Consider the following 26,671-nt stretch of genomic DNA (forward strand, 5'->3'; position numbering starts at 1 on the left):
CGTCTCCATTATGCGTGTCCGCGCTCGCGCCACCAGGCGATAAGCTGCAGGTAATTGTCCCGGATGCGCGCCACCAGCTGCGCATCGTCGATATCGTGTTTCAGCCATGCGCGGGAAGCTTCACCAAACAGCGTGCGCCCCACGGCAAATCCTTTCACCAGTTCGTGCCCTGCCGCGGCGTTAAACCCGGCACGCAGCTGCTCGGCAGGCGCATCCAGCCCGAGGATCACCACCCCACGGCAGTGCGGATCCCGACGCTGGATAATCTCGCTCAGTGCCGTCCAGCCATCGGATGTCAGCGGCGGCAATTTCCACCAGTCCGGGTAAATACCCAGGTTGTAAAAGCGGGAGATGGCGCGCAGATAAAGTTCATCGCTGCGCGGCATGCTGGCGGGCAATATCACCTCCAGCAGCAGCTCATGCCCGGACTGGCAGCAGGCGTGGTAGACCTCAGCAATTTTCTGCTCCTGCTCCAGGCGCAGGCCGTGGGCGTCTTCCGGGTGGAAAAAGACCAGGCACTTCACTACGTGCTCCTGCGGCCAGCTGATAAGCTGGGTGCCGATGTTGCCGTGCTCCATCTCCAGCGGACGGGAGCCCGGCAGCTCAATGGGCCGCCCGATCCACCACCCTTCGCCGGTAATGGCGTTGAGCGCGTCCTGACCAAACGTACCGTCGCACAGCAGGCCCGCTTTGCCTGCCAGCCCGGCACGGCTCGCCGCCTCGCGGCTGGCCTGCAGGATCAGCTGCTTGAGCGCCGGAATACGTTTGAGCGACGCCCCGCACTGCAGCGCCATATCTTCAAGCTGGCTGCGGTGATCGAACGCCATTACGCACAGCTCCGGCCATTCGCGGCGACGGGTGGTGACCCGGTGCAGATGGTTCAGACGCGGGTCGAGATCCGGACGTGGGACGAGTGCGGCGCGCGAGAGATAGTCATCCAGCTCAATTTTGCTCGGCATTGCCGGGGCGCAGCCGTGGCGCGAAACCACCAGCGCGCCGCAGGCGTTGGCATAGCGACATGCCTGCTCCCAGCCTTCATCGTTCAGGTAGCCGCGCAGCAGGCCGGACATAAACGCGTCCCCCGCGCCGAGGACGTTCAGCACCTCCACGCGCACGCCGGTCACCGTCAGGCCGTCATCCAGACGGGCCGGAATGGCACCGGTATAGACCGAACAGCCAAGCGCGCCGCGTTTGCAGACCAGCGTGGCCTGGCTCACGGCACGCACCTGCGCCAGCGCCTGCAGGGTGTCGGTGCTGCCGCCCGCAATGTGGAACTCCTCCTCGGTGCCGACAATGACGTCGAAGAGGTGCAGCACCTCCTGCAGCTCGCGGGTGACCTGATCGGCCGCGATAAAGCGGGTTTCGCCATCGCCTAAGGAGGTCAGCCCCCACAGCACCGGGCGGTAATCAATGTCCAGCACCGTGCGTACGCCGTGACGGCGGGCGTAACCCAGCGCCGTCAGCACCGCCTCGCGGGTCTGGGGATGAGAAAGGTGAGTCCCGGTGATGGCAAGACACCGTGCGGAGGCAATGTAGCTTTCATCCACATCGCTGGCCGTAATGGCCATATCCGCGCAGTTATCGCGATAAAAAATCAGAGGAAAGGTGTCCCGGTCTTTAATGCCGAGTAGCACCAGCGCCGTGAGGCGTGTTTTATCGGTGATCAGATGGCTGGTATCACAGCCCACCTGATTTAGCTCTTCGCGCAGGAACCGGCCCATATGCTCGTCGCCCACGCGCGCCAGCATCGACGAACGCAGCCCCTGGCGCGCCGTGCCGTACGCCACGTTGCCGGACGAGCCGCCGAGATATTTGGCAAAGCTCGACACATCCTCCAGCCGCGCACCAATCTGCTGACTGTAGAGGTCTACCGCCACGCGGCCCATGCATATCACATCAAACTGCTTTTCCACGTTGATACCTCTTCAGACAATGTCATTCACGTTCAGCCAGCGGCCTTGCTGGTGTGAGAGTGCGATCGCGTCCAGCACGCGCGAGACCTTCCAGCCCTCTTCATAGTCCGGCCACATCGGTGCGTCGGCGGCAATGCCATCCACCAGGTCACGCACTTCCACCGTTTTTTGATCGTTAAAGCCAATACCGTGGCCTGCGCCCATACAGAACGCGCCGTAGTCCGGGTGTGCCGGGCCGACCAGCAGCGTGCGGAACCCCTGACGGTTGACCGGATCGTCATGCAGATAGAGCTTCAGCTCGGCCATGCGCTCCTGAGTGAAGCTAATGGCGCCTTTCGTCCCGGTGATCACATACGACAGCCCCATCTTGCGGCCGCAGGCGACGCGGGAGGTTTCAATCACACCCTGCGCCCCGCCCGCGAAACGCACCATCGCGTGGGCCTGATCCTCGTTTTCGACGGCAATCATCTCCGACGCCCCGGCCTTTGCCGGACGTGCCGGGACCACAATCTTCAGGTCGCCGCAAACCTGCTCAATCTCCCCCACCAGGTACTGCGCCATATTGACGATATGCGCCGCCAGATCGCCCAGCGCCCCCAACCCGGCAGTCTCTTTGAAGCAGTGCCAGTGAATGGGCGAAAGCGGGTCAGCCATATAGTCTTCGTTGTGGGTACCGTAGAAGTGGATCACCTCGCCTATTTCGCCGCGGGCGATAATCTCTTTCGCCAGCTGCGCCGTCGGATTTTTCATGTAGTTGAACCCCACCAGGGTTTTCACCCCTGCCCGCTTCGCGGCCTCCACCATCTCACGCGCATCGGTGGCGTTCAGCGCCAGCGGTTTTTCCGAGTAGACATGCTTGCCGTGGCGGATCGCCTCCAGCGCCATCTCTTTATGCAGATGGTTGGGCGAGCAAATATCCACCACATCAATGGCCGGGTCGGCCACCAGCGCCCGCCAGTCTCCGGTTGACCGGTTAAAGCCAAACGCCTGCGCGCGCTCTGCCGCCAGCGTCGGGTTCACCTCGGCCACCATCTCACGCACCAGCTTGCCGCGCAGGTTGAACACCGTCGGGGCCTGGGCATAGGCGATGGCATGCGCCTTGCCGATATACCCGGTGCCAATTAATCCAATACGAACCTCTTTCATCGTGATCCTCACAGTGCGCCGCGACGGCTCTTGGCGTAGGTGTCAAACGCCACCGCCAGAACGATAATTAACCCGGTGATAATCTGCTGGTAGTAAGCCGAGACGTTCATCAGCACCAGGCCGTTAATCAGAATGCCCATGATGATGGAGCCGATAATGGTGCCGCCGATACGCCCGTAGCCGCCCATCAGCGAGGTGCCGCCAATCACCACCGAGGCAATGACGCGCAGCTCAAAGGAGATACCGGCCACCGCCTCGGCGCTCCCCAGACGCGCGCTCAGGATGAAGCCTGCCAGCCCCGCCAGACAGCCAATCAGCACATAGACGCTGACCAGCACGCGCTTCACGTTCACCCCCGCCAGTCGCGCCGCCTCCGGGTTGCCACCGATGGCGTAAACGAAGCGCCCCCAGCGGGTTTTGTGCAGCGCCAGATAACCGCCAACGGCAACGATGGCGAAGATCCAGATCGGAATGGAGATACCGAGCAGCTCGCCCCGTCCCCACCAGCGGTAGCCCTGATCGAAACCGGCGATTGGCGCGCCGTCGTTAATCACCAGGGTCAGGCCGCGCCAGATGGTCATTCCCCCGAGGGTGACGATGAACGGCGGCAGGCGCAGTCGGGTGACGCCCAGGCCATGCAGGAAGCCAATCGCCGTGCCCATCGCCAGACAAATCCCCAGCCCTATCAGCCAGCTCATACCGCCCCAGGCGTTCGGGTCGACGGTGGTAAAGTTGTCGCCTTTAATCACGTACGCCGCAGTCATGGCGCACACCGCCAGAATGGATCCGACGGAGAGGTCAATCCCGGCGGTCAGGATAACGAAGGTCATCCCCACGGCCATGATCCCGTAGATGGAGACTTCGGTCAGGATGTTGAAAATGTTGCGTTCAGAGAAAAAATTGCTGTTCTGCGACTGGAAGAAGATCAGCAGCAGGATCATGAAAATCAGCACCCCAAAGCGCTCGAAGAAGGCGATGGGATCGATGCGTCCGGCGCGTTTGACCGGGGCCTGCGTTTTAGAAATCATCTGCGTCATGAGAAACTCCGTTATGCCGCGTTCAGGGCGTTGTGGTTGATGGCCATCATCGTCATCAGCCGCTCTTCGTTGGCATCATCGCCGTGGATCTCGCCGGTGACCCGGCCTTCGCTCAGGGTGATGATCCGGTCGGACACCGCCATCACTTCAGGCAGATCGGAGGAGATCACAATCACCGCCACGCCCTTTTTCGCCATGTCAAACAGCACCTGGTGCACTTCTGATTTGGTCCCCACGTCGATGCCACGCGTTGGCTCATCGACGATCAGCACCCGCGGGTTGAGCGCCATGCAGCGCGCGAGGATCACTTTTTGCTGGTTACCGCCGGAGAGCTTACGCACCTCCTGCGCGCTGTTGACCATTTTGATCTGCAGCGCCTGGCGGTAGGACTCAATCAGATCGTCCTCTTTGCGGGTATTGACGAACCAGCGCCAGTGCAGCAGTGACGAAAGGCAGGAGAGAGACAGGTTGTCGCGAATCGACAGCCCCAGCACAGCCCCCTCTTTTTTGCGATCTTCCGGCACCAGCGCCACGCCCTGATCGAGGGCATACAGCGGGTCGCGCGGCTGGTACGGCACGCCGTCCAGCTCAAAGTTGCCAGAGGTAAACGCGTCTGCGCCAAACAGGCAGCGGGCCACTTCGGTGCGTCCCGCACCCACCAGTCCGGCGATGCCCAGCACCTCACCCGCGTGGACATGGAAGCTGATGTCATGCAGGGCAATACCGTGCGGATCCAGCGGCGGCTTTTCGCGGCTCAGCCCCTTCACGGCCAGACGGATGGGTTTATCCTCATGATGGGTTTCGCTGGCGGGACGGCGGTTAAACGCCACATCGCGCCCGACCATCAGGCGGATCAGCTGCTCTACGTTCGTTTCTGCCACCGCGCCGGTGCCGGTGAAACGGCCATCCTGGAAAACGGTGAAACGGTCGCAGAGCTGGAAAACTTCATGCAGGCGGTGCGTCACATAGATAATGCTCACCCCGCGGTTTTTAAGCTCCCGCACCACACGGTGCAGGCTTTCTACTTCGCTGTCGCTCAGCGCGGCGGAAGGTTCGTCCATAATGATTAAGCGGGCGTTGAGGGTCAGCGCCCGGGCGATCTCCACCATCTGCTGCTGGGCGACGCTCAGGCGGGCGACAGGCGTGGTCGGCGCAACGTTCAGCTGCAGGTAATCGAGAATGACCTGCGCCTCCTGGTTTACCGCTTTTTCATCGACGATCAGGTTCCGCTTGCGCGGCTCGCGCCCGAGAAACATGTTTTCCGCGACGGTCATGTTGGGCAGCAGGTTAAATTCCTGATAGATGGTGATAATGCCCTTGTTCTGTCGTTCCACCGGGGAGTCATCTATCGGCAGCGTTTCGCCGTTGAACCAGATCTCCCCGCGCGTTTGTGGCTGCGCGCCCGCAAGCGCCTTCAGCAGCGTGGATTTTCCCGCCCCGTTTTCCCCCAGCAGAGCGTGGATTTCTCCCGGCCCGACGGTCAACTGGGCATTGCTCAGCGCCCAGACGCCGGAAAAGCTTTTCGCCAGCTCGGTCACTTTCAGTAAGGGTTGCGACATCAGTCTGCTCCTCCTCATGATGAGCCGCCAAAGGCGGCTCGGGACATGTTAGTTACCGGCCTCACCGATACGCTCAGCCTGCTGCAGGTTCTCTTTGGTGATAAGCGTTGGCGGGTAGTCCGCGCCGGTGATGGCTTTCTTCTCACGCACGTTGGCCACCAGCTGGCTCATTGCCGTTTGCACCGCAAAGCCCGGGCGCTGATCCGCGGTCACCGCCAGCCAGCCGTCACGCACGCGGGCCAGCGCTTCAGGAACCGCATCAAAGCCGGTCACCAGGATCTCGCCCGGCTTCACGCCCTGGCTCTGCAGTGCTTCAATCGCGCCCAGCGCCATATCATCGTTGGCGGAGAGGATCACCTGCGGGCGTTTAGGCAGTGACGGCAGAACGCTTTCTACAATGCGCATCCCTTCAGAACGCATCCAGTTGCCGGTCTGATCGGCGATGATCTTGTATTTATCGCCACCCGCTTTCAGGCTGTCGCGGATCCCTTTGGTGCGTTCGATGTTGGAAGAGGAGCCCGGCTGACCGGTGAGCAGAATGATCTCTGCCCCGTCGGGGAATTTGCTTTTCACGAAGTCGCCAATCGCCTGGCCGCCTTTATAGTTGTTGGCGCCAAAGTGCGGCACTTTCTTCTGGCTGTCGACGGAGCGGTCGAGCGTGACCACCGGCAGCTTCGCATCCTGAATTTCATCCACCGCGCTGGAGACCGCGTTCACGTCGTTCGGGGAGACGATGAACCCCTGCGCTCCACGGGTGATGGCATTTTCCAGGTCAGCCACCTGCTTTGGTGAACTGCCCTGCCCGTCCAGCACCTGCAACTTTACGCCCATCTCTTTTGCGGCTTTCACCGCCGTGCGCTGCATGTGCACTTCAAACGGCATCGCCAGGTTTGGCGTACTGAAAACAATTTGCTCGTTTTCGGCGAGGGCGGCCCCGGACGTCATGGCGATGAGGGCGGCTAAGATCAGCTTTTTCATTATTATGTCTCTCTGTGTAGGGTGGTTGTGTTTAGAGGACGATCTCGCGCTGGCTACGCAGCGACTCCAGCGCTTTATCCGCGAGGTACAGCGCACGTTCACCATCATCGCCGCTGCAGTCAGGCACCGCTTCGCCGCGCAATACCGCAACAAAGTGTTCCCATTCCGCGGCGTAAGCGGATTTGTAGCGCTGCAGGAAGAAGTGTTCCGGCAGCGCGCTGGTGCAACCCTGTTTGCCGTAGTGCTGCACCTGATTTTCAAGAATATTGCCCGCGCAGAGCAGCCCTTCAGAGCCGTGCAGCTCCAGGCGCTGGTCGTAGCCATACGAGGAGCGGCGGCTGTTGACGATGGTCGCCATTGCGCCGGAGGCATATTTCAGAACGATAAATGCGGTGTCGATGTCCCCCGCCTCGCCAATCGCCGGATCCACCAGGTTACTGCCCTGGGCATACACTGACACCGGCTCTTCACCCATGATGAAGCGCGCCATATCAAAATCGTGAATGGTCATATCGCGGAACATGCCGCCAGAGACGCGGACATACTCCGCCGGTGGTGGAGACGGATCGCGGGAGATGATCAGCAGCGATTCCGGTTTGCCGATACGCCCGGCCTGCGCATCGGTTTTCACGCGGCGGAACTGCGGGTCAAAGCGACGGTTAAAGCCGATGAACAGCGGCACGTCGTACTCTTTGACCACTTTCAGGCAGTCACGCACGCGGGCGAGGTCGAGGTGTACCGGTTTTTCACAGAAGATGGCTTTGCCATGACGGGCGGCCATTTCAATCAGGTCCGCATGGGTATCGGTCGCCGAGGCGATCAGCACGGCATGAACATCTGGGTCGGTCATCGCCTCAACCAGGCTCTGCTGGCGGGCCTGATACTGCGTGGCGAGACGGGTGGCAAATTCCTGATTCGGGTCAACCACGGACCAGAGTGTGGTCGCGCTGTGGCTGGCGATGTTAGCTGCATGTACCTGGCCAATTCGGCCAGCGCCCAGTAAAGCAATGTTAAACATAACGGCTCCCGGTGTTGGTGAATGCTGTGAACTAACGACCCTTTAAATAAAACATTTATTTCATTTTTATAAATAGTGAAAATTATGTTTTTGAGTGTGGGTTAACACTTTTGAGATGAATGAGATAAATTTTGTTATCAATCTCACAACATGGGAGGACATACAGCAGCTCCCCTCACCCCGGCCCTCTCCCCAAAGGGGCGAGGGAGAAAAGAGTGCACCACACCATCCCCTCTCCCCTTTGGGGAGAGGGTTAGGGTGAGGGAAAAATGAAATGAAAATTTCGTTACGGCGGGAAATCTTAATACTGACGTGCTTTTTTCACCTGCGCCTGCGTCTGCGCTGCGGCTTCGCGCACGGCAGGAGACGCCGCTACCTGCGCATCGCCGGTTCGCCACCATGAGGCGTAATCGTGGGTCATGGTCTTCGGCAGCACTTTGATGTCCAACAGCGTCGGGCCTGGATGGGCGCGGGACGCCTCCAGCGCCGCCAGCAGGGTTTGCTCATCATGTACCCGCCACGCGCGACAGCCGTAGCTTTCCGCGTTTTGTGCGAAATCGACCTTCACCAGCGGTCCGTCAAGCTGCCCGGTTTGCGGGTTACGGTGGCGATTTTCCGTGCCAAAGCTTCCCATTCCATGCCCCATCTGCAGGTTATTAATGCAGCCAAAGCTGGCGTTATCAAACAGCAGAACGGTGATCTTAATGCCCTCCTGCACCGCGGTTTGCAGCTCGGAGTGCAGCATCATGTAAGAGCCATCCCCCACCATGGCGTAAACCGGTTGCCCGGGTCGGGCAAGCTTTGCGCCAAGCGCCGCCGCAATCTCGTAACCCATGCAGGAGTAACCGTACTCCAGATGATAGGTATCAGGCGTTTTAACCTGCCAGAGGCGCTGTAAATCTCCCGGCAGCGAACCGGCTGCACCCACCACGATGGCGTTATCTTCAACATGCTGATTAATCAGCCCCAGCACCCGCGTCTGGGTCAGGCGGGTGTTGAGCGTCTCGCCATATTCCGTCAACTGGGCATCAAGATGGCCCGCCACTTCCGGTGCCTCATCCGGGCGCCACTGGCGATCCCAGAGACGGCGGCACTCGTCGTGCCAGGCTTCTTTCGCCTGCGCAATCTCCTCTCCCCAGCCGCTGCGATACTCCCTGAGCGAGTGGGTTAAGGCCTGCAATCCGGTCCGGGCATCGGCAATCAGCGCGGTGGCGTCGAGCTTCAGGGCGTCAAACTCGGCCACGTTGAGCAGCAGAAACTCGACGTCCGGGTGGGAAAAGAGCGCCTTGGAGCCGGTGGTAAAATCGGTAAGACGTGTCCCCACGCCAATCACTAAATCGGCCTGCGGCGCAAGCTGGTTGGCGGCCATTCCGCCCGTCACGCCCACCCCGCCCATATTAAGTGGGTGGTCACTTACCAGCGCCCCTTTTCCGGCCTGGGTTTCGGCAAACGGCAGCTGTAGCGTTTCGACAAATTCGCGCAACGCCTCATGCGCGCCGGAGTAGCGTACACCGCCGCCGCACACCACCAGCGGACGGCGTTTACGCGCAATCAACGCCTGCGCCTGCGCCAGACGCTGCGGATCTGGCGGTCGACGCTCGATGTGATGCACGCGACGCGCGAAGAAGCTCAGCGGGTAATCCCAGGCTTCGCCCTGCACGTCCTGCGGCAGGCAAAGGGTTACCGCACCGGTATCTGCGGGGTCAGTGAGCGTTCGCATCGCATTTAACATGGCGCTCATTAACTGCTCCGGGCGATTGATGCGGTCCCAGTAGCGGGAGACCGGGCGGAAGCAGTCGTTGGTGCTGATGCTCAGATCGTGGTACTGCTCGATCTGCTGCAACACCGGGTCCGGCTGGCGGCTGGCGTAGATATCCCCCGGCAGCAGCAGCAGCGGAATACGGTTCGCCGTGGCGGTCGCCGCCGCGGTGATCATATTGGCGGCTCCCGGCCCGACGGAAGAAGTCACGGCGAAAATGCGCTGACGGCGATGCTGTTTGGCGAATCCCGTCGCCATGTGGGCGATGCCCTGCTCATTACAGCCCTGCATTACCTGCAGATGGCCCGGATCTTGTTCCAGCGCCTGGCCGATGCCCAGCACGTTGCCATGACCAAAAATGGTCGCCACGCCCTCCACGAAGGGCGTTTCAATGCCATCAATGCTGACGTACTGTTGATTAAGGAACCGGACCAGCGCCTGGGCCATAGTCATACGTTCGGTTTGCATAAAACCTCCTGTCAGCCCAGCGTCGGCATGGAAAACGCAGCGCCTGTCTCCTGCTGCATTTCCGGCCAGCGTGCGGTGACGGTTTTCATTCGGGTGTAGAACCGCACGCCGTCGTTACCGTGAACGTTGAGCGCGCCAAAAATCGAGCGCTTCCAGCCGCCGAAACTGTGGAACGCCATCGGCACCGGGATCGGCACATTAACCCCCACCATGCCCGCCTGCACCTCTTCGCAGAAGCGGCGCGCGCAGCCGCCGTCGCGGGTGAAAATGGCTGAACCATTACCATATTCATGGCGGTTAATCAGATCCACCGCGCTGGCGTAATCTGCTACGCGCACCACAGAAAGCACCGGGCCGAAAATCTCTTCCTTATAGATGGTCATCTCCGGGGTGACATTATCGAACAGCGTCGGCCCGACAAAATAGCCCTGCTCGTGGCCCTGCACGCTGAAGCCGCGACCGTCCACGCGCAGTTTCGCCCCCTGCGCTTCCCCGCTGTCGATATAGCCCAGCACCTTGCTGCGGTGCGCGGAGGAGATAAGCGGCCCCATTTCGTTTTCCGGCGTCTGGTCCAGACCCGGCCCAACGCGCAGCGCGGCAATCTGTTTTTCCAGCCGGGCGCAGAGGTCATCGGCGGTGTTATCGCCCACAGCCAGTACCACCGAGAGCGCCATGCAGCGTTCCCCCGCCGCGCCGTAGGCCGCGCCCATGATGGCATTAGTCGCCATTTCCATGTCGGCATCCGGCATCAGAATGCAGTGGTTTTTCGCGCCGCCCAGCGCCTGACAGCGCTTACCGTGGGCGGACGCGGTCTGGTAGATGTATTCCGCAATCGGCGTAGAGCCGACAAAACTCACCGCCTGCACGCGCGGGTCGGTCAGGAGCACATCAACGGATTCTTTATCCCCCTGCACCACGTTAAACACGCCGTCCGGCAGGCCGGCCTCTTTCAGCAGTTTTGCCAGCGCGAGCGCCAGAGAGGGATCTTTTTCTGACGGTTTCAGCACGAAGGTATTGCCGGTTGCCAGCGCAATCGGGAACATCCACATCGGCACCATCGCCGGGAAGTTAAACGGCGTGATCCCGGCGCAGACGCCGAGCGGCTGCATCAGCGAGTGGCTGTCCACACCGGTGCCCACGTTGGCAGAGTGTTCACCCTTTTGCAGATGCGGGATGCCACAGGCGAACTCCACCACTTCCAGGCCACGGGTCAGTTCGCCCACCGCGTCGGAGAAGACCTTGCCGTGCTCTTCACTGATAAGACGGGCCAGACGTTCCATATTCTCTTCCAGTAGCGCTTTGAAGCGGAACATCACGCGCGCGCGCTTAAGCGGAGCATGACGTGCCCACGCCGGGAACGCCTGCTGCGCGGCGGCAATCGCCTGCTCCGTTTCCTGGGCCGTACTCATCACCACCTGGCGGATCTGCTCGCCAGTGGCCGGGTTGAAGATCGCCTGAACGCGCTGGCCTGAACCGGTGACACATTCGCCGTGAATAAAATTCGCTACCGTCTCCATCCTTAACCTCTCGCTGTTGATACGTGACTGTTACCTGAACACTGTGTACTGAACACTATATATGAAACAAATATTCCATTTTAAGTTGAAATAAAATAAATGATGATTATTGTGATCAAGGATGGATTTTTATGTTAACAGCCAACAACACTGACGCAGCGTGCGCTATTAAGGATTTTCAGGCGATGAAATGAGTGAAGTTTCTGTTTCATTTTTGCTGCCAGATGGATGGCCAACATTTAAAAGACGCGGTTTTGCGTTTAGAATCATAAGACTGTATTTGGGGGATAACATGACGACAGCAACCAGCCTGAACGAACTGCAGCAGCAAATCCGCGATCGCTACGATAGCCTGAGCAAGAGGCTGCAGCAGGTCTCCCGCTATGTACTGGATAATACGAACAGTGTGGCGTTTGATACGGTTGCGGTCATTGCCGAGCGTGCCGATGTGCCGCCCTCGACGCTGATCCGTTTTGCCAATGCCTTTGACTTCACCGGCTTCAACGAGATGAAACAGCTGTTTCGTATGAACCTGGTGGAGGAGACCGCCAGCTACAGCGATCGCGCGCGGCTGTTCCGCGAAATGGAGAGCGAAGCCGTGCCGGAAACGCCACTCGATATCCTGCAGGAGTTCGCCCGCTCGAACGCACAGGCGCTGCAGCAGCTGGCCGCCCGCGCCGAACCGGAGATGCTGGAGCGCGCGGTACAGCTGCTGGCCGACGCGGACACTATCTACATCGCCGGACTGCGCCGCTCCTTTAGCGTCGCTGCTTATCTCACCTATGCTTTAAGCCACCTGGAGTGCCGCCCGATTCTGCTCGACGGCATGGGCGGCATGCTGCGTGAGCAGATCAGCCGCATTAAGGCGCGCGACATCGTGGTGTCGATCAGCTTCTCGCCGTACGCGGAAGAGACGGTGATGGTCAGCGAAACTGCCGCCAGCGTCGGCGCGCGGCAGATTGTGATTACCGACAGCCAGATAAGCCCGCTGGCGACGTTTAGCGATCTTTGCTTTGTGGTGAAAGAGGCGCAGGTGGATGCGTTTCGATCTCAGTCGGCAACGCTGTGTCTGGTGCAGTCGCTGGTGGTGGCGCTGGCGTATAGGTTGGGTGAAGGGAAGTAAGGAAATAAAAAACCCCCTGCACAGGCAGAGGGTTTTGATGTTAACCCAGAGCGGGATTATTCCCACTCAATCGTAGCCGGTGGCTTACCGCTGATGTCATACACCACGCGGGAAATACCGTTCACTTCGTTGATGATGCGGTTAGACACACGGCCTAAGAAGTCATACGGCAGGTGCGCCCAGTGCGCGGTCATGAAGTCGATGGTTTCCACCGCACGCAGGGAAACAACCCAGTCGTACTTACGGCCATCGCCCATTACGCCGACGGAGCGAACCGGCAGGAACACGGTGAACGCCTGGCTCACTTTGTTGTACAGGTCAGCTTTGTGCAGCTCTTCGATGAAGATAGCATCCGCGCGACGCAGCAGGTCGCAGTACTCTTTCTTCACTTCGCCCAGCACGCGCACGCCCAGACCCGGACCCGGGAACGGGTGACGGTAGAGCATGTCGTACGGCAGACCCAGTTCCAGACCGATCTTACGCACTTCGTCTTTGAACAGCTCACGCAGCGGTTCAACCAGACCCATCTTCATCTCTTTCGGCAGGCCGCCCACGTTGTGGTGAGATTTGATGACGTGTGCTTTACCGGTGGCGGAGGCCGCAGATTCGATCACGTCAGGGTAGATTGTGCCCTGTGCCAGCCACTTCACGTCTTCCAGCTTCAGCGCTTCTTCGTCGAACACTTCCACGAAGACGCGGCCAATGATCTTACGTTTGGCTTCCGGATCGTTGACACCGGCCAGCGCGTCCAGGAAGCGCTGTTCGCCTTCCACGTGAACGATGTTCAGACCGAAGTGGTCACCAAACATGTCCATGACCTGCTGGGCTTCATTCAGACGCAGCAGACCGTTGTCCACGAATACGCAGGTCAGGTTTTTACCGATAGCGCGGTGCAGCAGCATCGCGGTTACGGAGGAGTCCACGCCACCGGACAGGCCGAGGATCACTTTGTCATCGCCAACCTGCTGACGGATACGCTCAACGGCGTCGTCGATGATTTTAGCCGGGGTCCACAGGGCTTCACACTGGCAGATATCGCGCACGAAGCGCTCCAGCATGCGCATACCCTGACGGGTGTGAGTCACTTCCGGGTGGAACTGCACGCCGTAGAAGCGTTTCTCTTCGTTCGCCATAATCGCGAACGGGCAGCTTTCGGTGCTGGCAACGGTCACGAAGTCGGACGGGATAGCGGTCACTTTATCGCCGTGGCTCATCCACACGTCCAGCAGCGGTTTGCCGTCTGCAGTCAGGGAGTCTTCGATACCGCGCACCAGCGCGCTGTCGTTCACCACTTCGACCTGTGCGTAGCCAAACTCACGCTCGTTAGAGCCTTCTACGTGGCCGCCCAGCTGCATTGCCATCGTCTGCATACCGTAGCAAACGCCGAACACCGGTACACCCGCTTCGAACACGTACTGTGGTGCGCGCGGGCTGTTATCTTCGGTGGTGCTTTCCGGGCCGCCGGACAGGATGATGCCGCTTGGATTGAATTCGCGAATCTGTGCTTCCGTGACATCCCACGCCCACAGTTCACAGTAAACGCCCAGTTCACGCACGCGACGCGCCACCAGCTGAGTGTACTGAGAACCAAAGTCCAGGATGAGAATGCGATGTTTATGAATGTTTTCCGTCATTGACGCTTATTCCGAGGCAAGTGAAACAAAAACAGAGCGCCCGGCATGAGCCGGGCGCGGAAACTTATCAGGAGCCCAGACGGTAGTTCGGGGACTCTTTGGTGATCGTCACGTCGTGAACGTGGCTCTCCTGGATACCCGCACCGCTGATACGTACGAATTCCGCTTTAGTACGCAGCAGGTCAATGTTACCACAGCCGGTCAGACCCATACAGGAGCGCAGGCCGCCCATCTGCTGGTGAATGATCTCTTTCAGACGGCCTTTGTAGGCAACGCGACCTTCGATACCTTCCGGCACCAGTTTGTCAGCGGCGTTATCGGTCTGGAAGTAACGGTCAGAAGAACCTTTGGACATCGCGCCCAGAGAACCCATACCGCGGTAAGATTTGTAAGAACGGCCCTGGTAGAGTTCGATTTCACCCGGGGATTCTTCAGTCCCTGCCAGCATGGAGCCAACCATCACCGCGGAAGCACCTGCGGCGATCGCTTTAGCGATGTCGCCAGAGAAGCGGATACCGCCGTCTGCGATGACCGGAATACCGGTGCCTTCCAGCGCTTCAACAGCGTCGGAAACCGCAGTGATCTGCGGAACACCCACGCCGGTCACGATACGGGTAGTACAGATAGAGCCAGGGCCGATACCCACTTTCACCGCGCTGCAACCTGCGTCAGCCAGCGCGCGAGCACCTGCGCCCGTCGCCACGTTACCGCCGATGATCTGCAGATCAGGATATTTCGCACGGGTGTCGCGAATACGTTGCAGAACGCCTTCGGAGTGGCCGTGGGAGGAGTCAATCAGCAGTACGTCAACGCCTGCGGCAACCAGCGCATCAACACGCTCTTCGTTACCGGCACCTGCGCCAACCGCAGCGCCAACGCGCAGACGGCCATGCTCGTCTTTACAGGCGTTAGGTTTACGTTCTGCTTTCTGGAAATCTTTAACGGTGATCATACCGCGCAGATGGAAGTTCGCATCCACAACCAGCGCTTTCTCAACGCGTTTTTCGTGCATTTTTGCGAACACGACATCACGCGCTTCACCTTCGCGCACGGTCACCAGACGCTCTTTTGGCGTCATGTACACGCTGACAGGCTGGTTCAGGTCGGTCACGAAACGCACGTCACGGCCGGTGATGATACCCACCAGCTCGTTTTCTTCAGTCACCACCGGGTAACCGGCGAAGCCGTTACGTTCGGTCAGGGCTTTCACTTCGTGCAGGGTGGTGGTAGGCAGAACAGTCTGTGGATCGGATACGATGCCGGATTCATGCTTCTTCACGCGGCGAACTTCTTCAGCCTGACGCTCGATAGACATGTTTTTGTGAATAAAGCCAATGCCACCTTCCTGTGCCAGGGCAATTGCCAGGCGCGCTTCAGTCACGGTGTCCATTGCCGCAGAGAGCATAGGAATGTTCAGGCGAATGGTTTTCGTCAACTGCGTGCTGAGATCGGCAGTATTCGGCAGAACGGTGGAGTGAGCGGGAACGAGGAGGACGTCGTCAAACGTCAGTGCTTCTTTAGCGATACGTAGCATGGGCAATATCTCTGACCTGGGTGGTTAAATATTGCCGTGGCATTATACAGAGCGTAACCGATTGCATCCACACTTTTTTATAAAAAAACCTTGCACTCCCCTCTCAGCAGGTTACTATCGACTGAATAACTTGCTGATTTAGAATTTGATCCCGCTCACATGTTATCCTCTCAATCCCCCTCAATTTATACTGTCAGCCGCCTGAATCAGACGGTGCGTTTGCTGCTTGAGCAGGAAATGGGGCAGGTCTGGATCAGCGGTGAGATCTCTAACTTCACGCAGCCCGCCTCCGGCCACTGGTACTTTACGTTAAAAGACGACACCGCCCAGGTGCGCTGCGCCATGTTCCGCAACAGCAACCGTCGCGTGACGTTTCGTCCTCAGCATGGTCAGCAGGTGCTGGTGCGCGCCAATATCACGCTCTATGAACCGCGCGGCGACTACCAGATTATCGTCGAGGGCATGCAACCTGCGGGCGAAGGCTTACTTCAGCAGAAGTATGAACAGCTAAAAGCCGCGCTCTCGCAAGAGGGGTTGTTCGATCAGCAGTATAAAAAGCCCCTGCCCTCACCCGCTCACTGCGTTGGGGTAATCACCTCGAAAACCGGTGCCGCGCTGCACGATATTTTGCATGTCCTCAAGCGTCGCGATCCTTCCCTGCCCGTTATCATCTACCCGACCGCTGTTCAGGGTGACGATGCGCCAGGCCAGATTGTGCGTGCCATTGCGCTGGCGAACGCGCGGCAGGAGTGCGACGTATTAATCGTTGGGCGTGGCGGCGGCTCGCTGGAAGATTTGTGGAGCTTTAACGACGAGCGCGTGGCGCGGGCGATTTTCGCCAGCGTTATTCCCGTAGTGAGCGCGGTCGGGCATGAAACGGATGTGACGATAGCCGATTTCGTTGCGGATTTACGCGCACCTACGCCGTCCGCAGCGGCGGAAGTGGTGAGCCGCAATCAGCTGGAGCTGCTGCGTCAGTTGCAGAACGGCCAGCAGCGTCTGGAGATGGCGATGGACTACTTCCTCGCGAATCGTACCCGCCGCTTTACCCAGCTTCATCACCGCCTGCAGCAGCAGCATCCACAGCTTCGCCTTGCGCGTCAGCAGACCGTGCTGGAGCGTCTGCGCCAGCGGATGAACGTCGCGCTGGATAATCAGCTCAAGCGCGCGATGTCGCGTCAGCAGCGCGTGACGCAGCGCCTGAACCAGCAAAACCCGCAGCCGAAAATTTACCGTGCGCAAACGCGCATTCAGCAGCTGGAGTATCGTCTGGCGGAGACTCTCCGGGCACGCCTGAGCACCACCCGCGAACGCTTTGGCAATGCGGTGACCCATCTTGAAGCGGTCAGCCCACTTTCCACCCTGGCGCGCGGGTATAGCGTTACCACCGCCACTGACGGCAAAGTGCTGAAGCAAACCAAACAGGTGAATGCCGGTGACATGCTGACGACGCGTCTGTCAGACGGCTGGGTGGAAAGCGAAGTGAAATCAATTAAACCGGTGAAAAAGCCCCGCCAGCGCAAAAGCGGATAATTCTTCGCCGGTTACTTACTATACTGCTGCTATTCCCTTTTTTAATAAGGAGAGCAGCATGCCACATCTTCAGAGCGTTATTCCCCCTTATATTCTTCGTCGTATTATCGAAAGCGGTTCAGAGCCGCAGCAGCGCTGTGCCCGCCAGACCTTAACCCATGTCCAGACGCTGATGGCCCATATGCCCGGCAAACCCGCCGCGCCACACGTCAATAAAGCCGGACAGCTGGAGCGTGATATTTACGATGCGAAACAGACCCAGGAGCTGCCGGGCACCCAGGTGCGCTATGAAGGCCAGCCGTCCAACGGGGATGTTGCGGTGGATGAGGCCTACGAGTACTTGGGTATTACCCATGATTTCTTCTGGAAAGAATATCAACGCGATTCGCTCGATAATAAAGGGCTTATTTTGACCGGCACCGTGCATTATGGCCGGGAATATCAGAACGCCTTCTGGAACGGCCAGCAGATGGTCTTTGGCGATGGCGACGGGGAAATATTTAACCGTTTTACCATTGCCATCGACGTTGTGGCGCATGAACTCAGCCACGGCGTCACCGAGACCGAAGCCGGGCTTATCTATTTTGAGCAGTCAGGCGCGCTGAACGAGTCGCTGTCAGATGTGTTTGGCTCGCTAGTTAAACAGTACCGTCTGAAGCAAACCGTCGATAAAGCAGACTGGCTGATTGGTGAAGGGCTGCTGGCTAAAGGGATTAACGGTAAAGGGTTGCGCTCCATGTCGGAACCGGGCACCGCCTATAACGATCCCCTGCTCGGTAAAGATCCGCAGCCGGCGCACATGAAGGATTTCATCAAGACGCGTGAAGATAACGGCGGCGTTCACCTGAATTCTGGTATTCCCAACCGGGCGTTTTATCTTGCCGCGACGGCCATTGGTGGCTACGCCTGGGAAAAAGCGGGTTATGCCTGGTACGACACAGTTTGCGATCGCAATCTGGCGCAGGATGCGGATTTTGAAGCCTTCGCAAAACTGACGATAGCCCACGGCGAAAAGCGCTCGGGCAGCGTCGTTGGGGCGGCGATAAAACAAGCCTGGGAACAGGTGGGAGTGCTGTAAATGCAGGTACCGGAACTGACGGATGACGCCGTGGTTGAGCTGGCCCGCGAAGGCGGCGTCGCTTTTATTCCCAAGCTGAGCGGGCAGCGCACTATCACGCTCTCATCCCTCAACGAGGCGCAGCGTCAGCGCGTGGTAAGCATACTGGAGCAGGCCATTCCACGTGGACAACCGCCTGGTCAGGCCTCGTCGCCGGGGAGCGGCGATCAGCGTTATTTCCGTATTCAGATCTTCTGGACCCGGCACAACGAGGCGCAGTACACCGATATTATTGTGCTGGTTCCGGAGCAGGAAGCGCCCGAGTCGCTGATCGATCTCTGGCAGAAAGGCGAAGGCTGCGTGGGTGATTAAGCCCCGAGAGGGACAAACTCCACGCGTTTTTTAGAGATCAGGCCGTGGCCGTTCTGGCAGAAGTAATCCACCGCGCCGCAGGCTTTTAACACCTGGAGTGGCTGATGGCACTCCGGGCAGCGGGCTTCGAGCGCGATATCTTTATGACAATTGTCGCAGTGGGCCACGCCGTTTTGCGGCTCCAGCTCGGCATGACAGGTCGGACAGGCGATCGACATGTTAACTCCTTAAGTTTGTTGCCGGGGCGTCGTGGTCGCCCCGGCAGATCGATTATACCGCCTCAGTGGCAGGTTTCGTCCGGGCATTTTCCAGCATGCGACGAACCGGCACAATGAGAACGATCAGGACTGCAGCACAAATCAGCAGTGCAATGGAGCAACGCGCGAAGAGATCCGGCAGCATATCCAGCTGGTCGGCCTTCACGTGTCCGCCAATCAGACCGGCGGCCAGGTTACCCAGCGCACTCGCGCAGAACCACAGTCCCATCATCTGACCACGCATTCTTTCTGGCGCCAGCAGCGTCATGGTCGCCAGGCCAATCGGGCTCAGGCAAAGCTCACCCAGCGTCAGCATCAGAATACTGCCCACCAGCCAGAACGGAGAAACCCCGGCCCCGCCGTTGTTAAGCACATTCTGCGCTGCCAGCATCATCAGGCCAAAGCCCGCCGCCGCACAGAGAATGCCGATAACAAACTTGGTGATACTGCTCGGACGAATATTCATGGTGGCAAGCTTCGGCCACGCCCAGCTGAATACCGGTGCCAGCAGAATGATGAACAGGGCGTTGATCGACTGGAACCACACGGCCGGAATTTCGAAATCACCGATCATGCGATTGGTGTAGTCGTTGGCAAACAGGTTAAAGGATGTGGGTTTCTGTTCAAACGCCGACCAGAAGAACGCAGCGGAAACCAGCAGGATAAAGCAGACCAGCAGCCTGGCGCGCTCTTTACGCGTCAGCCCCGCGAAGATGAACAGGTAAATAAAGTAGAGCGCAACGGACGCCGCGATGACATAGACCAGCACGCTGGCTACCGCGACCGGGTTAATCACAATAACACCCTGGGCGATCAGCGTGACGAGAACCGCCACCCCTACCGCCAGCGCCAGCAGCCAGGCGCCCACGCCCTTGCGTTTTACCACCGGGCTGTTCCAGGTGGAATCGAGGCCGACTTCGCTGTCGTAGCGTTTCATCGACGGCACGGCAAACACGCGGAAGATAATCAGCGCCACCAGCATCCCGATGCCGCCAATACCAAAGCCCCAGTGCCAGCCGTGGGTTTTAATCAACCAGCCGGAAATTAGCGGTGCAATGAATGAGCCCATGTTGATGCCCATATAGAACAGCGAGAAACCGCCGTCACGACGCGCATCGCCTTTTTTATACAAGGTGCCCACCATCACGGAGATACAGGTCTTGAACAGGCCCGATCCCAGCACGATAAACATCAGGCCGATAAAGAACAGGTTGTCGCCCATGATGGCCGAAAGCGCAATCGACAGGTGGCCGAGCGCAATCAGAATCGAACCGTACCAGACGGCTCTCTGCTGGCCGAGCCAGTTATCGGCCAGCCAGCCACCCGGCAGCGCGGCCAGATACATGGTACCGGCGAAGATACCGACAATCGCAGAGGCGTTTTCACGCGCCAGCCCCATGCCGCCGTCATAGACGGTGGCGGCCATAAAGAGGATCAGTAACGGACGAATGCCGTAAAATGAGAAACGCTCCCACATCTCGGTGAAAAACAGTGAACCGAGCGGATAAGGATGGCCGAAGAACGTTCGGCTTTCTTTTTGATTAACAGAGGATTGCATAATTCTCCCAAAAGGTATGTCGTTGTGCTGAAATCACCGCGCGTACGCCGGCCAGTTACGTATCTGACCGATTTTTTACATGCGGCGAAAAGTTAGTTAACCATTTGATAACCAGGCGCTAGTTTTGTCTAGTACCAGACCCTGGACTTTAAGATGAAAATTCGACGATTGTCTACTTTCTTAGATTTAAACATGGTTAAAAACGAATAGTGATTGACATCACACAGGGAAGGCAGGCGTTTTGTATGGGTGAAAAAAACCCGCGACAGGCGCGGGTTTTTGTGAGATCGGCAACGCTTATTTGCTTTTCTTAATGTGCTTAATCAAACGCTTACGCTTACGCATCTGATTTGGCGTCAATGTGTTGCGCTTGTTGGCAAACGGGTTATCCCCTTCCTTGAACTGAATACGGATAGGGGTGCCCATCACGTCCAGCGATTTACGGAAGTAGTTCATCAGATAACGCTTGTAGGAGTCCGGCAGGTCTTTCACCTGGTTGCCGTGAATCACCACGATTGGCGGGTTATAACCACCGGCGTGGGCATATTTCAGCTTCACGCGACGGCCACGTACCAGCGGCGGCTGATGGTCTTCCGCTGCCATGTTCATAATGCGGGTCAGCATGGCGGTGCTCTGACGACGGGTGGAGCTGTCATACGCTTCACGCACGGAGTCGAAGAGGTTACCCACACCGCTGCCGTGCAGCGCAGAGATGAAGTGCACGCGAGCGAAATCGATGAATCCCAGACGGAAGTCCAGCGTCTCTTTCACCTGCTCACGTACTTCATTGCTCAGGCCATCCCACTTGTTCACGACGATAACCAGTGAGCGCCCACTATTGAGGATAAAGCCAAGCAGCGACAGGTCCTGATCGGAGATACCTTCACGCGCGTCGATAACCAGCAGCACAACGTTGGCATCTTCAATCGCCTGCAGAGTTTTGATGACGGAGAATTTCTCCACCACATCGGTGATTTTACCGCGCTTACGAACACCCGCGGTGTCGATGAGCACATACTCACGCTCATCACGCTGCATCGGGATGTAGATGCTGTCGCGGGTGGTGCCTGGCATGTCGTATACCACCACGCGCTCTTCACCCAGAATACGGTTAGTAAGCGTAGACTTACCTACGTTTGGACGCCCCACAATGGCCAGTTTAATCGGCAGATCCTGCGGGTTGAATGCCTCTTCAGGCTCTTCTTCTTCGCCTTCTTCACCGTCTTCGAACTGCGCCCAGTATTCAGCGTCTTCGTCCACCTCTTCCGGCGGGTTCACTTCGTCAACCCACGGCAGCAGAACGGTTTCCAGCAGGCTGGTCACACCGCGGCCATGCGATGCGGCGATTGGGTAGATGTCACCCAGACCTAAAGACCAGAAATCGGCGATCGCCTGATCGGCATCGATACCGTCAGTTTTATTCGCCACCAGGAAGGTCGGTTTTTCACGCGAACGCAGATGTTTAGCGATGGCGGAATCCGCAGGCATCAGGCCTGCACGGGCATCCACCATGAACAGCACCACGTCTGCCTCTTCGATGGCCAGCAGAGACTGTTCCGCCATGCGGGTTTCAACGCCGTCTTCTGTCCCGTCAATACCACCGGTATCGATACAGATGAACTCGCGTCCTTCCACCTCTGCACGACCGTACTTACGGTCACGCGTCAGCCCCGGGAAATCCGCAACCAGCGCATCACGGGTGCGTGTTAAACGGTTAAAAAGAGTGGATTTTCCAACGTTAGGGCGCCCGACAAGCGCGACCACAGGTACCATGTTTGAAGCCTCATAAAATTCAAAATAACGTCGCTTTCGCGGCGTTTTTAAAAATGTCAAAACGGCTCCTGAGTGAACAGGAGCCGTTTAGTATACTACAACCGCCGGGTAATTAACGCGTGATCGCGTACAGCGTGCCGTCTTTTGCCTGAATCAGCAGTTTGCCGTCAGCCACAACCGGGTCGGTGAGGAAGCCAGAGCCGTCGACTTTTTGCTGCGCAGTAAAGCGACCCGTCTCCGGATCGATCCAGTGCATATAGCCTTCGCTATCTCCCACCACCAGGCTACCGTTGTACAGTGCCGGAGCGGTCAACAGACGGTGCAGCAGATCGCTTTGCGTCCACAGCGTCACGCCGCCATCGGTGCTCAGCGCCAGCAGACGGTCGTTCTGGTCAACCATATAGATACGGTTACCATCAACAATGAAATCATTCACTGAGCCCAGTTCACGTTTCCACATGATCTGGCCACTACGCAGATCCAGCGCGGTCAGGTTGCCGTTGTACGCCAGCGCGTAAACCACACCATTCACGATGACTGGCGTCGTGTCGACGTCGTTCAGACGGTCAATTTCAGTTGACCCCGTCGCCTGAGAGATACGCTGCTGCCAGATCATCTGACCTTGCTGCATCAGTACCGCGCTCACGCGACCGTTATCCCCCCCCACAATGGCTGCACCAAAGGCTGTCGCCGGGGCAGATTCACCGCGCAGGGAAAGTGATGGCATATCCAGGTTTACGGTCCATTTCACCAGACCATCGGCTTCATTCAACGCCTGCAGCTGGCCATTGCTGGTGTGGATCAGCACCAGGCCGTCGCTCACCACCGGACGAGACAGCGACTCACCGGCAACCGTCGTTTGCCAGGCAACAGAACCATCGCTGGTGTTCAGGGCATAGACCTGTGCTTTTTCGCTACCCACATACACGTGGCCACCGGCAACGGTCAGGCCGCCAGAAAGCAGTGCAGGTTTACGGGAGAACCAGCCGTCTTTCTCCGCCAGGTTAATGGACCACACTTCCTTCCCGTCATCGGCATTAAGCGCTTTTACGGTACCTTTGCGGTCAGCCGCATAGATAACACTGTCAGCAAAAGCCGGATGCAGGTTGGAGTAGAAATCACCAATTCCATCACCGACGGAGGTGCTCCACGCGGTTGACGGGGTAAACTGGTTTTCAACGGTCGGCAGCGGGGACATTTTCACAACGTCTTCTTCGCCACTGAACAGTGAACAGCCACTCAATAACGTAACAGAAAGCAGTCCTGGCAGAAGTAATTTACGCAATTGCATCGGGTCCCTCTCAGACGGACAAATTATTTATTTTCATCTGCATCATTTCGCTCAGCGCAGGTGACGCTTTGCTATCCACACCAGCTTGCCACGCTTTACGCGCGCCCGCTTTATCACCTTTGCTCAGCAGTGCTTCACCGCGCAGATCGGCAACAATGGCAGCAAAACCTTCGCCTTTGATGGTATCGAGCGTTTTCAGCGCTTCATCAGCTTTTTTCTGCTGAACCTGGATACGGGCCAGGCGCAGATTGATAACCGCTTTCAGGTTGTCATCGCTGGCGGCCGCAAGCCCCTGCGACAGTTGGGCAGCCGCTTTATCCAGTTCGTTCTTATCAATGTACTGCTGAGCCACTTCCAGCGCGGCCAGCGCACCGTAGGTGTTTTTATTGTCAGCGGCAAATTTCTCTGCAGCCGTCAGCGTTTGTGGCTGATCGGCACGAATTGCGCTTACGGTATTTTCATAAGACAGAGACGCGCCGCGCGCGGAATCCGCCTGATGATTGTTCCAGTAGCGCCAGCCAATCAACGCACCCACACCTAAAATAACCCCAACAACCAGCGCTTTGCCGTTTTCAGCAAAGAAGCGTTTGATCGCGTCGACCTGGTCGTGTTCGTTCTCGTAAATTTCCACGCCGTCCTTCTCCTTAGCCCAATAGAGTGCGCAAGTGCGCCGCAACGCCGTCCTGCGTTACCGTTGTCTGCTCACCAGAGCGCAGGTCTTTCACCACCACTTCGCCGTTAGCCACTTCGGACTCACCCAGCACCAGTGCGATACTTGCGCCCCACTTATCGGCACGAGCAAACTGTTTTTTGAAGTTGCCGCCGCCATGGTTGGTCATCAGCTTCACGTCCGGCAGTGCATCACGCACGCGTTCGGCAAGCTGCATTGCCGCAGACTGCGTTTCCGCGCCTGAGGCCACCAGGTATATATCGACAACGGAATCTGCTTTAAATTCCGGATTAACTGCCTGAACCAGCAAAACAAGTCGCTCAAGGCCCATCGCGAAGCCAACCGCAGGCGCGGCACGACCGCCAAGTTGCTCAACCAGACCGTCATAACGGCCGCCTGCACACACGGTGCCCTGCGAACCGAGGCTGGTGGTAACCCACTCAAACACGGTACGGTTATAGTAGTCCAGACCGCGTACCAGGCGCTGATTAACGGTATAGGCAATGCCTGCCGCTTCGAGCAGTTTGCACAGACCGGCAAAGTGTTCGCGAGAATCGTCGTCCAGATAGTCGCCCAATGCAGGGGCGTCATTCAGCAGCGCCTGCACATCCGGGTTTTTGGAATCAAGCACGCGCAGCGGGTTGCTGTACATACGACGTTTGCAGTCTTCGTCCAGCTTCTCTTTGTGCTCTTCAAGGAACGCCACCAGCGCGTCGCGGTAATTCGCACGAGCTTCCAGAGAACCGATAGAGTTCAGCTCCAGTGAAACATGCTCAGAGATACCCAGCGCGCGCCACCAGCGGGCGGTCAGCATAATCAGCTCAGCGTCAATGTCGGGTCCTTGCAGACCAAACACCTCTACACCCAGCTGGTTGAACTGGCGATAACGACCTTTCTGTGGACGTTCGTGGCGGAACATCGGGCCGATATACCACAGGCGCTGCTCCTGATTGTACAGGAGACCATGTTCGATGCCGGCGCGTACACAGCCCGCCGTACCTTCCGGACGCAGCGTCAGGCTGTCGCCGTTGCGGTCCTCAAAGGTATACATCTCTTTTTCAACCACGTCGGTCACTTCACCGATCGCGCGTTTGAATAACGGGGTCTGCTCTACAATCGGCAAACGGATTTCGCTGTAACCGTAGCTGCCGAGCACCTGCTTCAATGTGCCTTCAATGCGCTGCCAGATGGCGGTTTCGCCAGGCAGATAATCGTTCATGCCGCGGATGGCTTGAATGTTTTTTGCCACGTTTATTCTCTTTCTATATACAAAAAAGAACCCAAAGAATGGGTTCAATCATACATGGGAAGCACTTCGCTTCCCATCACGTTATTTTTCAACCTGCTGAACGCTGATGCGCTGCGCTTCGTCCATCATCGACGCTTTGGCACGAATGCGCGCTTCAAGCTGGTCGATCATATCACTATTATCCAGACGATCTTTACGAACGCCATCTTCATAGAGACCACTTTTCTTGTTACCGCCGGTGACGCCCAGCGTTGACACCAGCGCTTCACCCGGGCCATTCACCACACAACCGATGATGGAGACGTCCATTGGGGTGATGATGTCTTCAAGACGCTGCTCCAGGGCATTCACGGTTCCGATAACGTCAAACTCCTGACGTGAACAGGTTGGGCAGGCGATGAAGTTGATCCCACGCGCACGGATACGCAGCGATTTCAGAATGTCAAAGCCGACTTTGATCTCTTCGACCGGATCGGCCGCCAGCGAAACGCGCAGGGTATCGCCGATCCCTTCCGAGAGCAGCAGACCCAGGCCGATGGCTGACTTGACGGAGCCACTGCGCAGGCCACCCGCTTCGGTGATCCCAAGGTGCAAAGGCTGATCGATCTGTTTTGCCAGCAGACGATAAGACTCTACCGCCAGGAAGACGTCGGAGGCTTTTACGCTGACTTTGAACTGATCGAAGTTAAGACGATCCAGATGATCAACGTGACGCATTGCGGATTCAAGCAGCGCCTGCGGCGTGGGTTCGCCGTACTTTTCCTGCAGATCTTTTTCCAGTGAACCGGCGTTCACGCCGATACGGATGGGGATGTTCTTATCGCGGGCGCAGTCCACCACCATGCGGATACGCTCTTCGTTACCGATGTTGCCTGGGTTAATACGCAGGCAGTCGACGCCGTATTCGGCGACTTTCAGCGCAATGCGGTAGTCGAAGTGGATATCTGCTACCAGCGGAACACTGACCTGCTGTTTGATCAGTTTGAACGCCTCAGCGGCGTCCATTGTCGGCACGGAGACGCGAACGATGTCCGCGCCTACGCGTTCTAATGCTTTGATTTGGTTGACCGTCGCTTCCACGTCCGTGGTGCGCGTATTGGTCATCGACTGGACGGCGATAGGGGCACCATCGCCGATTGGCACATTCCCAACGTAAATCCGTTTCGATTTTCTACGTTGAATCGGAGCCTGGTTATGCATGAAAAATCTCCCGCGTAGCCCGTCT

Annotated in this window: 21 protein-coding genes; 4 read left to right on the top strand and 17 right to left on the bottom strand. The window is 58.0% G+C overall.

The features are described 5' to 3' along the window. Positions 1-8: 8 nt before the first annotated feature. The 8 genes from iolC to EKN38_RS01985 all read right to left on the bottom strand — a co-directional run bounded on the left by iolC (position 9) and on the right by EKN38_RS01985 (position 11,395). Positions 9-1,913, bottom strand: coding sequence for a bifunctional 5-dehydro-2-deoxygluconokinase/5-dehydro-2-deoxyphosphogluconate aldolase (gene iolC / locus EKN38_RS01950; protein WP_014832878.1), 1,905 nt, complete (start codon positions 1,911-1,913; stop codon positions 9-11). A gap of 12 nt (positions 1,914-1,925) precedes the next feature. Continuing rightward, positions 1,926-3,059: a Gfo/Idh/MocA family protein gene (locus EKN38_RS01955; protein ID WP_014832879.1), complete on the bottom strand. Its 1,134-nt coding sequence runs from the start codon at positions 3,057-3,059 to the stop codon at positions 1,926-1,928. Positions 3,060-3,067: 8 nt separating this feature from the next. After that, on the bottom strand, positions 3,068-4,096 hold the full coding sequence (locus EKN38_RS01960; RefSeq protein WP_013098254.1) for an ABC transporter permease: 1,029 nt from the start codon (positions 4,094-4,096) through the stop codon (positions 3,068-3,070). Positions 4,097-4,107: 11 nt separating this feature from the next. Beyond that, the gene (locus EKN38_RS01965) at positions 4,108-5,655 is read right to left on the bottom strand and encodes a sugar ABC transporter ATP-binding protein (RefSeq protein WP_014832880.1); all 1,548 of its coding nucleotides are present in this window, start codon (positions 5,653-5,655) and stop codon (positions 4,108-4,110) included. Positions 5,656-5,703: 48 nt separating this feature from the next. After that, positions 5,704-6,633: a sugar ABC transporter substrate-binding protein gene (locus EKN38_RS01970; RefSeq protein WP_014832881.1), complete on the bottom strand. Its 930-nt coding sequence runs from the start codon at positions 6,631-6,633 to the stop codon at positions 5,704-5,706. Positions 6,634-6,664: 31 nt separating this feature from the next. Continuing rightward, complete coding sequence (gene iolG / locus EKN38_RS01975) at positions 6,665-7,651, bottom strand: inositol 2-dehydrogenase (protein ID WP_014832882.1); 987 nt, start codon at positions 7,649-7,651, stop codon at positions 6,665-6,667. A gap of 301 nt (positions 7,652-7,952) precedes the next feature. Continuing rightward, on the bottom strand, positions 7,953-9,878 hold the full coding sequence (iolD, locus tag EKN38_RS01980; RefSeq protein WP_014832883.1) for a 3D-(3,5/4)-trihydroxycyclohexane-1,2-dione acylhydrolase (decyclizing): 1,926 nt from the start codon (positions 9,876-9,878) through the stop codon (positions 7,953-7,955). 11 nt (positions 9,879-9,889) lie between these two features. Continuing rightward, on the bottom strand, positions 9,890-11,395 hold the full coding sequence (locus EKN38_RS01985) for a CoA-acylating methylmalonate-semialdehyde dehydrogenase (protein WP_014832884.1): 1,506 nt from the start codon (positions 11,393-11,395) through the stop codon (positions 9,890-9,892). A gap of 292 nt (positions 11,396-11,687) precedes the next feature. On the opposite strand from EKN38_RS01985, the gene EKN38_RS01990 reads away from it, so the two are divergent. Beyond that, a complete protein-coding gene (locus EKN38_RS01990) occupies positions 11,688-12,518 on the top strand; it encodes a MurR/RpiR family transcriptional regulator (protein WP_008502123.1) in 831 nt (276 codons plus the stop codon). 56 nt (positions 12,519-12,574) lie between these two features. Here the strand turns inward: EKN38_RS01990 and guaA are convergent, their stop codons facing one another. Together guaA and guaB are read right to left on the bottom strand one after the other, a co-directional pair. Continuing rightward, on the bottom strand, positions 12,575-14,152 hold the full coding sequence (gene guaA, locus EKN38_RS01995; RefSeq protein ID WP_014832885.1) for a glutamine-hydrolyzing GMP synthase: 1,578 nt from the start codon (positions 14,150-14,152) through the stop codon (positions 12,575-12,577). A 67-nt stretch (positions 14,153-14,219) separates the two neighbouring features. Further along, on the bottom strand, positions 14,220-15,686 hold the full coding sequence (gene guaB, locus EKN38_RS02000) for an IMP dehydrogenase (protein WP_014832886.1): 1,467 nt from the start codon (positions 15,684-15,686) through the stop codon (positions 14,220-14,222). Between the two features lie 159 nt (positions 15,687-15,845). On the opposite strand from guaB, the gene xseA reads away from it, so the two are divergent. From xseA to EKN38_RS02015, 3 genes are read left to right on the top strand one after another with little or no spacing between them, the layout of a single operon-like run. Beyond that, positions 15,846-17,219 (top strand): exodeoxyribonuclease VII large subunit, encoded by a 1,374-nt coding sequence (xseA, locus tag EKN38_RS02005; protein WP_014832887.1) that lies wholly within the window; start codon positions 15,846-15,848, stop codon positions 17,217-17,219. 58 nt (positions 17,220-17,277) lie between these two features. Continuing rightward, positions 17,278-18,297 (top strand): M4 family metallopeptidase, encoded by a 1,020-nt coding sequence (locus tag EKN38_RS02010; protein ID WP_014832888.1) that lies wholly within the window; start codon positions 17,278-17,280, stop codon positions 18,295-18,297. Further along, on the top strand, positions 18,298-18,648 hold the full coding sequence (locus EKN38_RS02015) for a protealysin inhibitor emfourin (RefSeq protein ID WP_014832889.1): 351 nt from the start codon (positions 18,298-18,300) through the stop codon (positions 18,646-18,648). It abuts the gene before it with no gap. Here EKN38_RS02015 and EKN38_RS02020 read toward each other — a convergent pair. The 7 genes from EKN38_RS02020 to ispG all read right to left on the bottom strand — a co-directional run bounded on the left by EKN38_RS02020 (position 18,645) and on the right by ispG (position 26,646). Continuing rightward, positions 18,645-18,866, bottom strand: coding sequence for a zinc ribbon domain-containing protein (locus EKN38_RS02020; protein ID WP_014832890.1), 222 nt, complete (start codon positions 18,864-18,866; stop codon positions 18,645-18,647). The genes EKN38_RS02015 and EKN38_RS02020 overlap by 4 nt on opposite strands. Positions 18,867-18,918: 52 nt before the next feature. Next, positions 18,919-20,463 carry a peptide MFS transporter gene (locus EKN38_RS02025; RefSeq protein WP_014832891.1) on the bottom strand — a complete coding sequence of 515 codons (1,545 nt, stop codon included), beginning with the start codon at positions 20,461-20,463 and terminating at the stop codon, positions 18,919-18,921. Between the two features lie 297 nt (positions 20,464-20,760). Next, positions 20,761-22,236, bottom strand: coding sequence for a ribosome biogenesis GTPase Der (der, locus tag EKN38_RS02030; RefSeq protein ID WP_014832892.1), 1,476 nt, complete (start codon positions 22,234-22,236; stop codon positions 20,761-20,763). Positions 22,237-22,348: 112 nt separating this feature from the next. Continuing rightward, on the bottom strand, positions 22,349-23,527 hold the full coding sequence (gene bamB / locus EKN38_RS02035; protein WP_046888208.1) for an outer membrane protein assembly factor BamB: 1,179 nt from the start codon (positions 23,525-23,527) through the stop codon (positions 22,349-22,351). A 10-nt stretch (positions 23,528-23,537) separates the two neighbouring features. Beyond that, positions 23,538-24,158 (bottom strand): YfgM family protein, encoded by a 621-nt coding sequence (locus EKN38_RS02040; protein WP_014832893.1) that lies wholly within the window; start codon positions 24,156-24,158, stop codon positions 23,538-23,540. Positions 24,159-24,171: 13 nt separating this feature from the next. Then, on the bottom strand, positions 24,172-25,446 hold the full coding sequence (gene hisS, locus EKN38_RS02045; RefSeq protein ID WP_014832894.1) for a histidine--tRNA ligase: 1,275 nt from the start codon (positions 25,444-25,446) through the stop codon (positions 24,172-24,174). Positions 25,447-25,527: 81 nt separating this feature from the next. Beyond that, a complete protein-coding gene (gene ispG / locus EKN38_RS02050; protein ID WP_013098277.1) occupies positions 25,528-26,646 on the bottom strand; it encodes a flavodoxin-dependent (E)-4-hydroxy-3-methylbut-2-enyl-diphosphate synthase in 1,119 nt (372 codons plus the stop codon). Positions 26,647-26,671 lie beyond the last annotated feature (25 nt).

It is taken from the genome of Enterobacter sp. WCHEn045836 (genome assembly GCF_003965585.1).
GTDB classification, from domain to species: Bacteria; Pseudomonadota; Gammaproteobacteria; order Enterobacterales; family Enterobacteriaceae; genus Enterobacter; species Enterobacter dissolvens.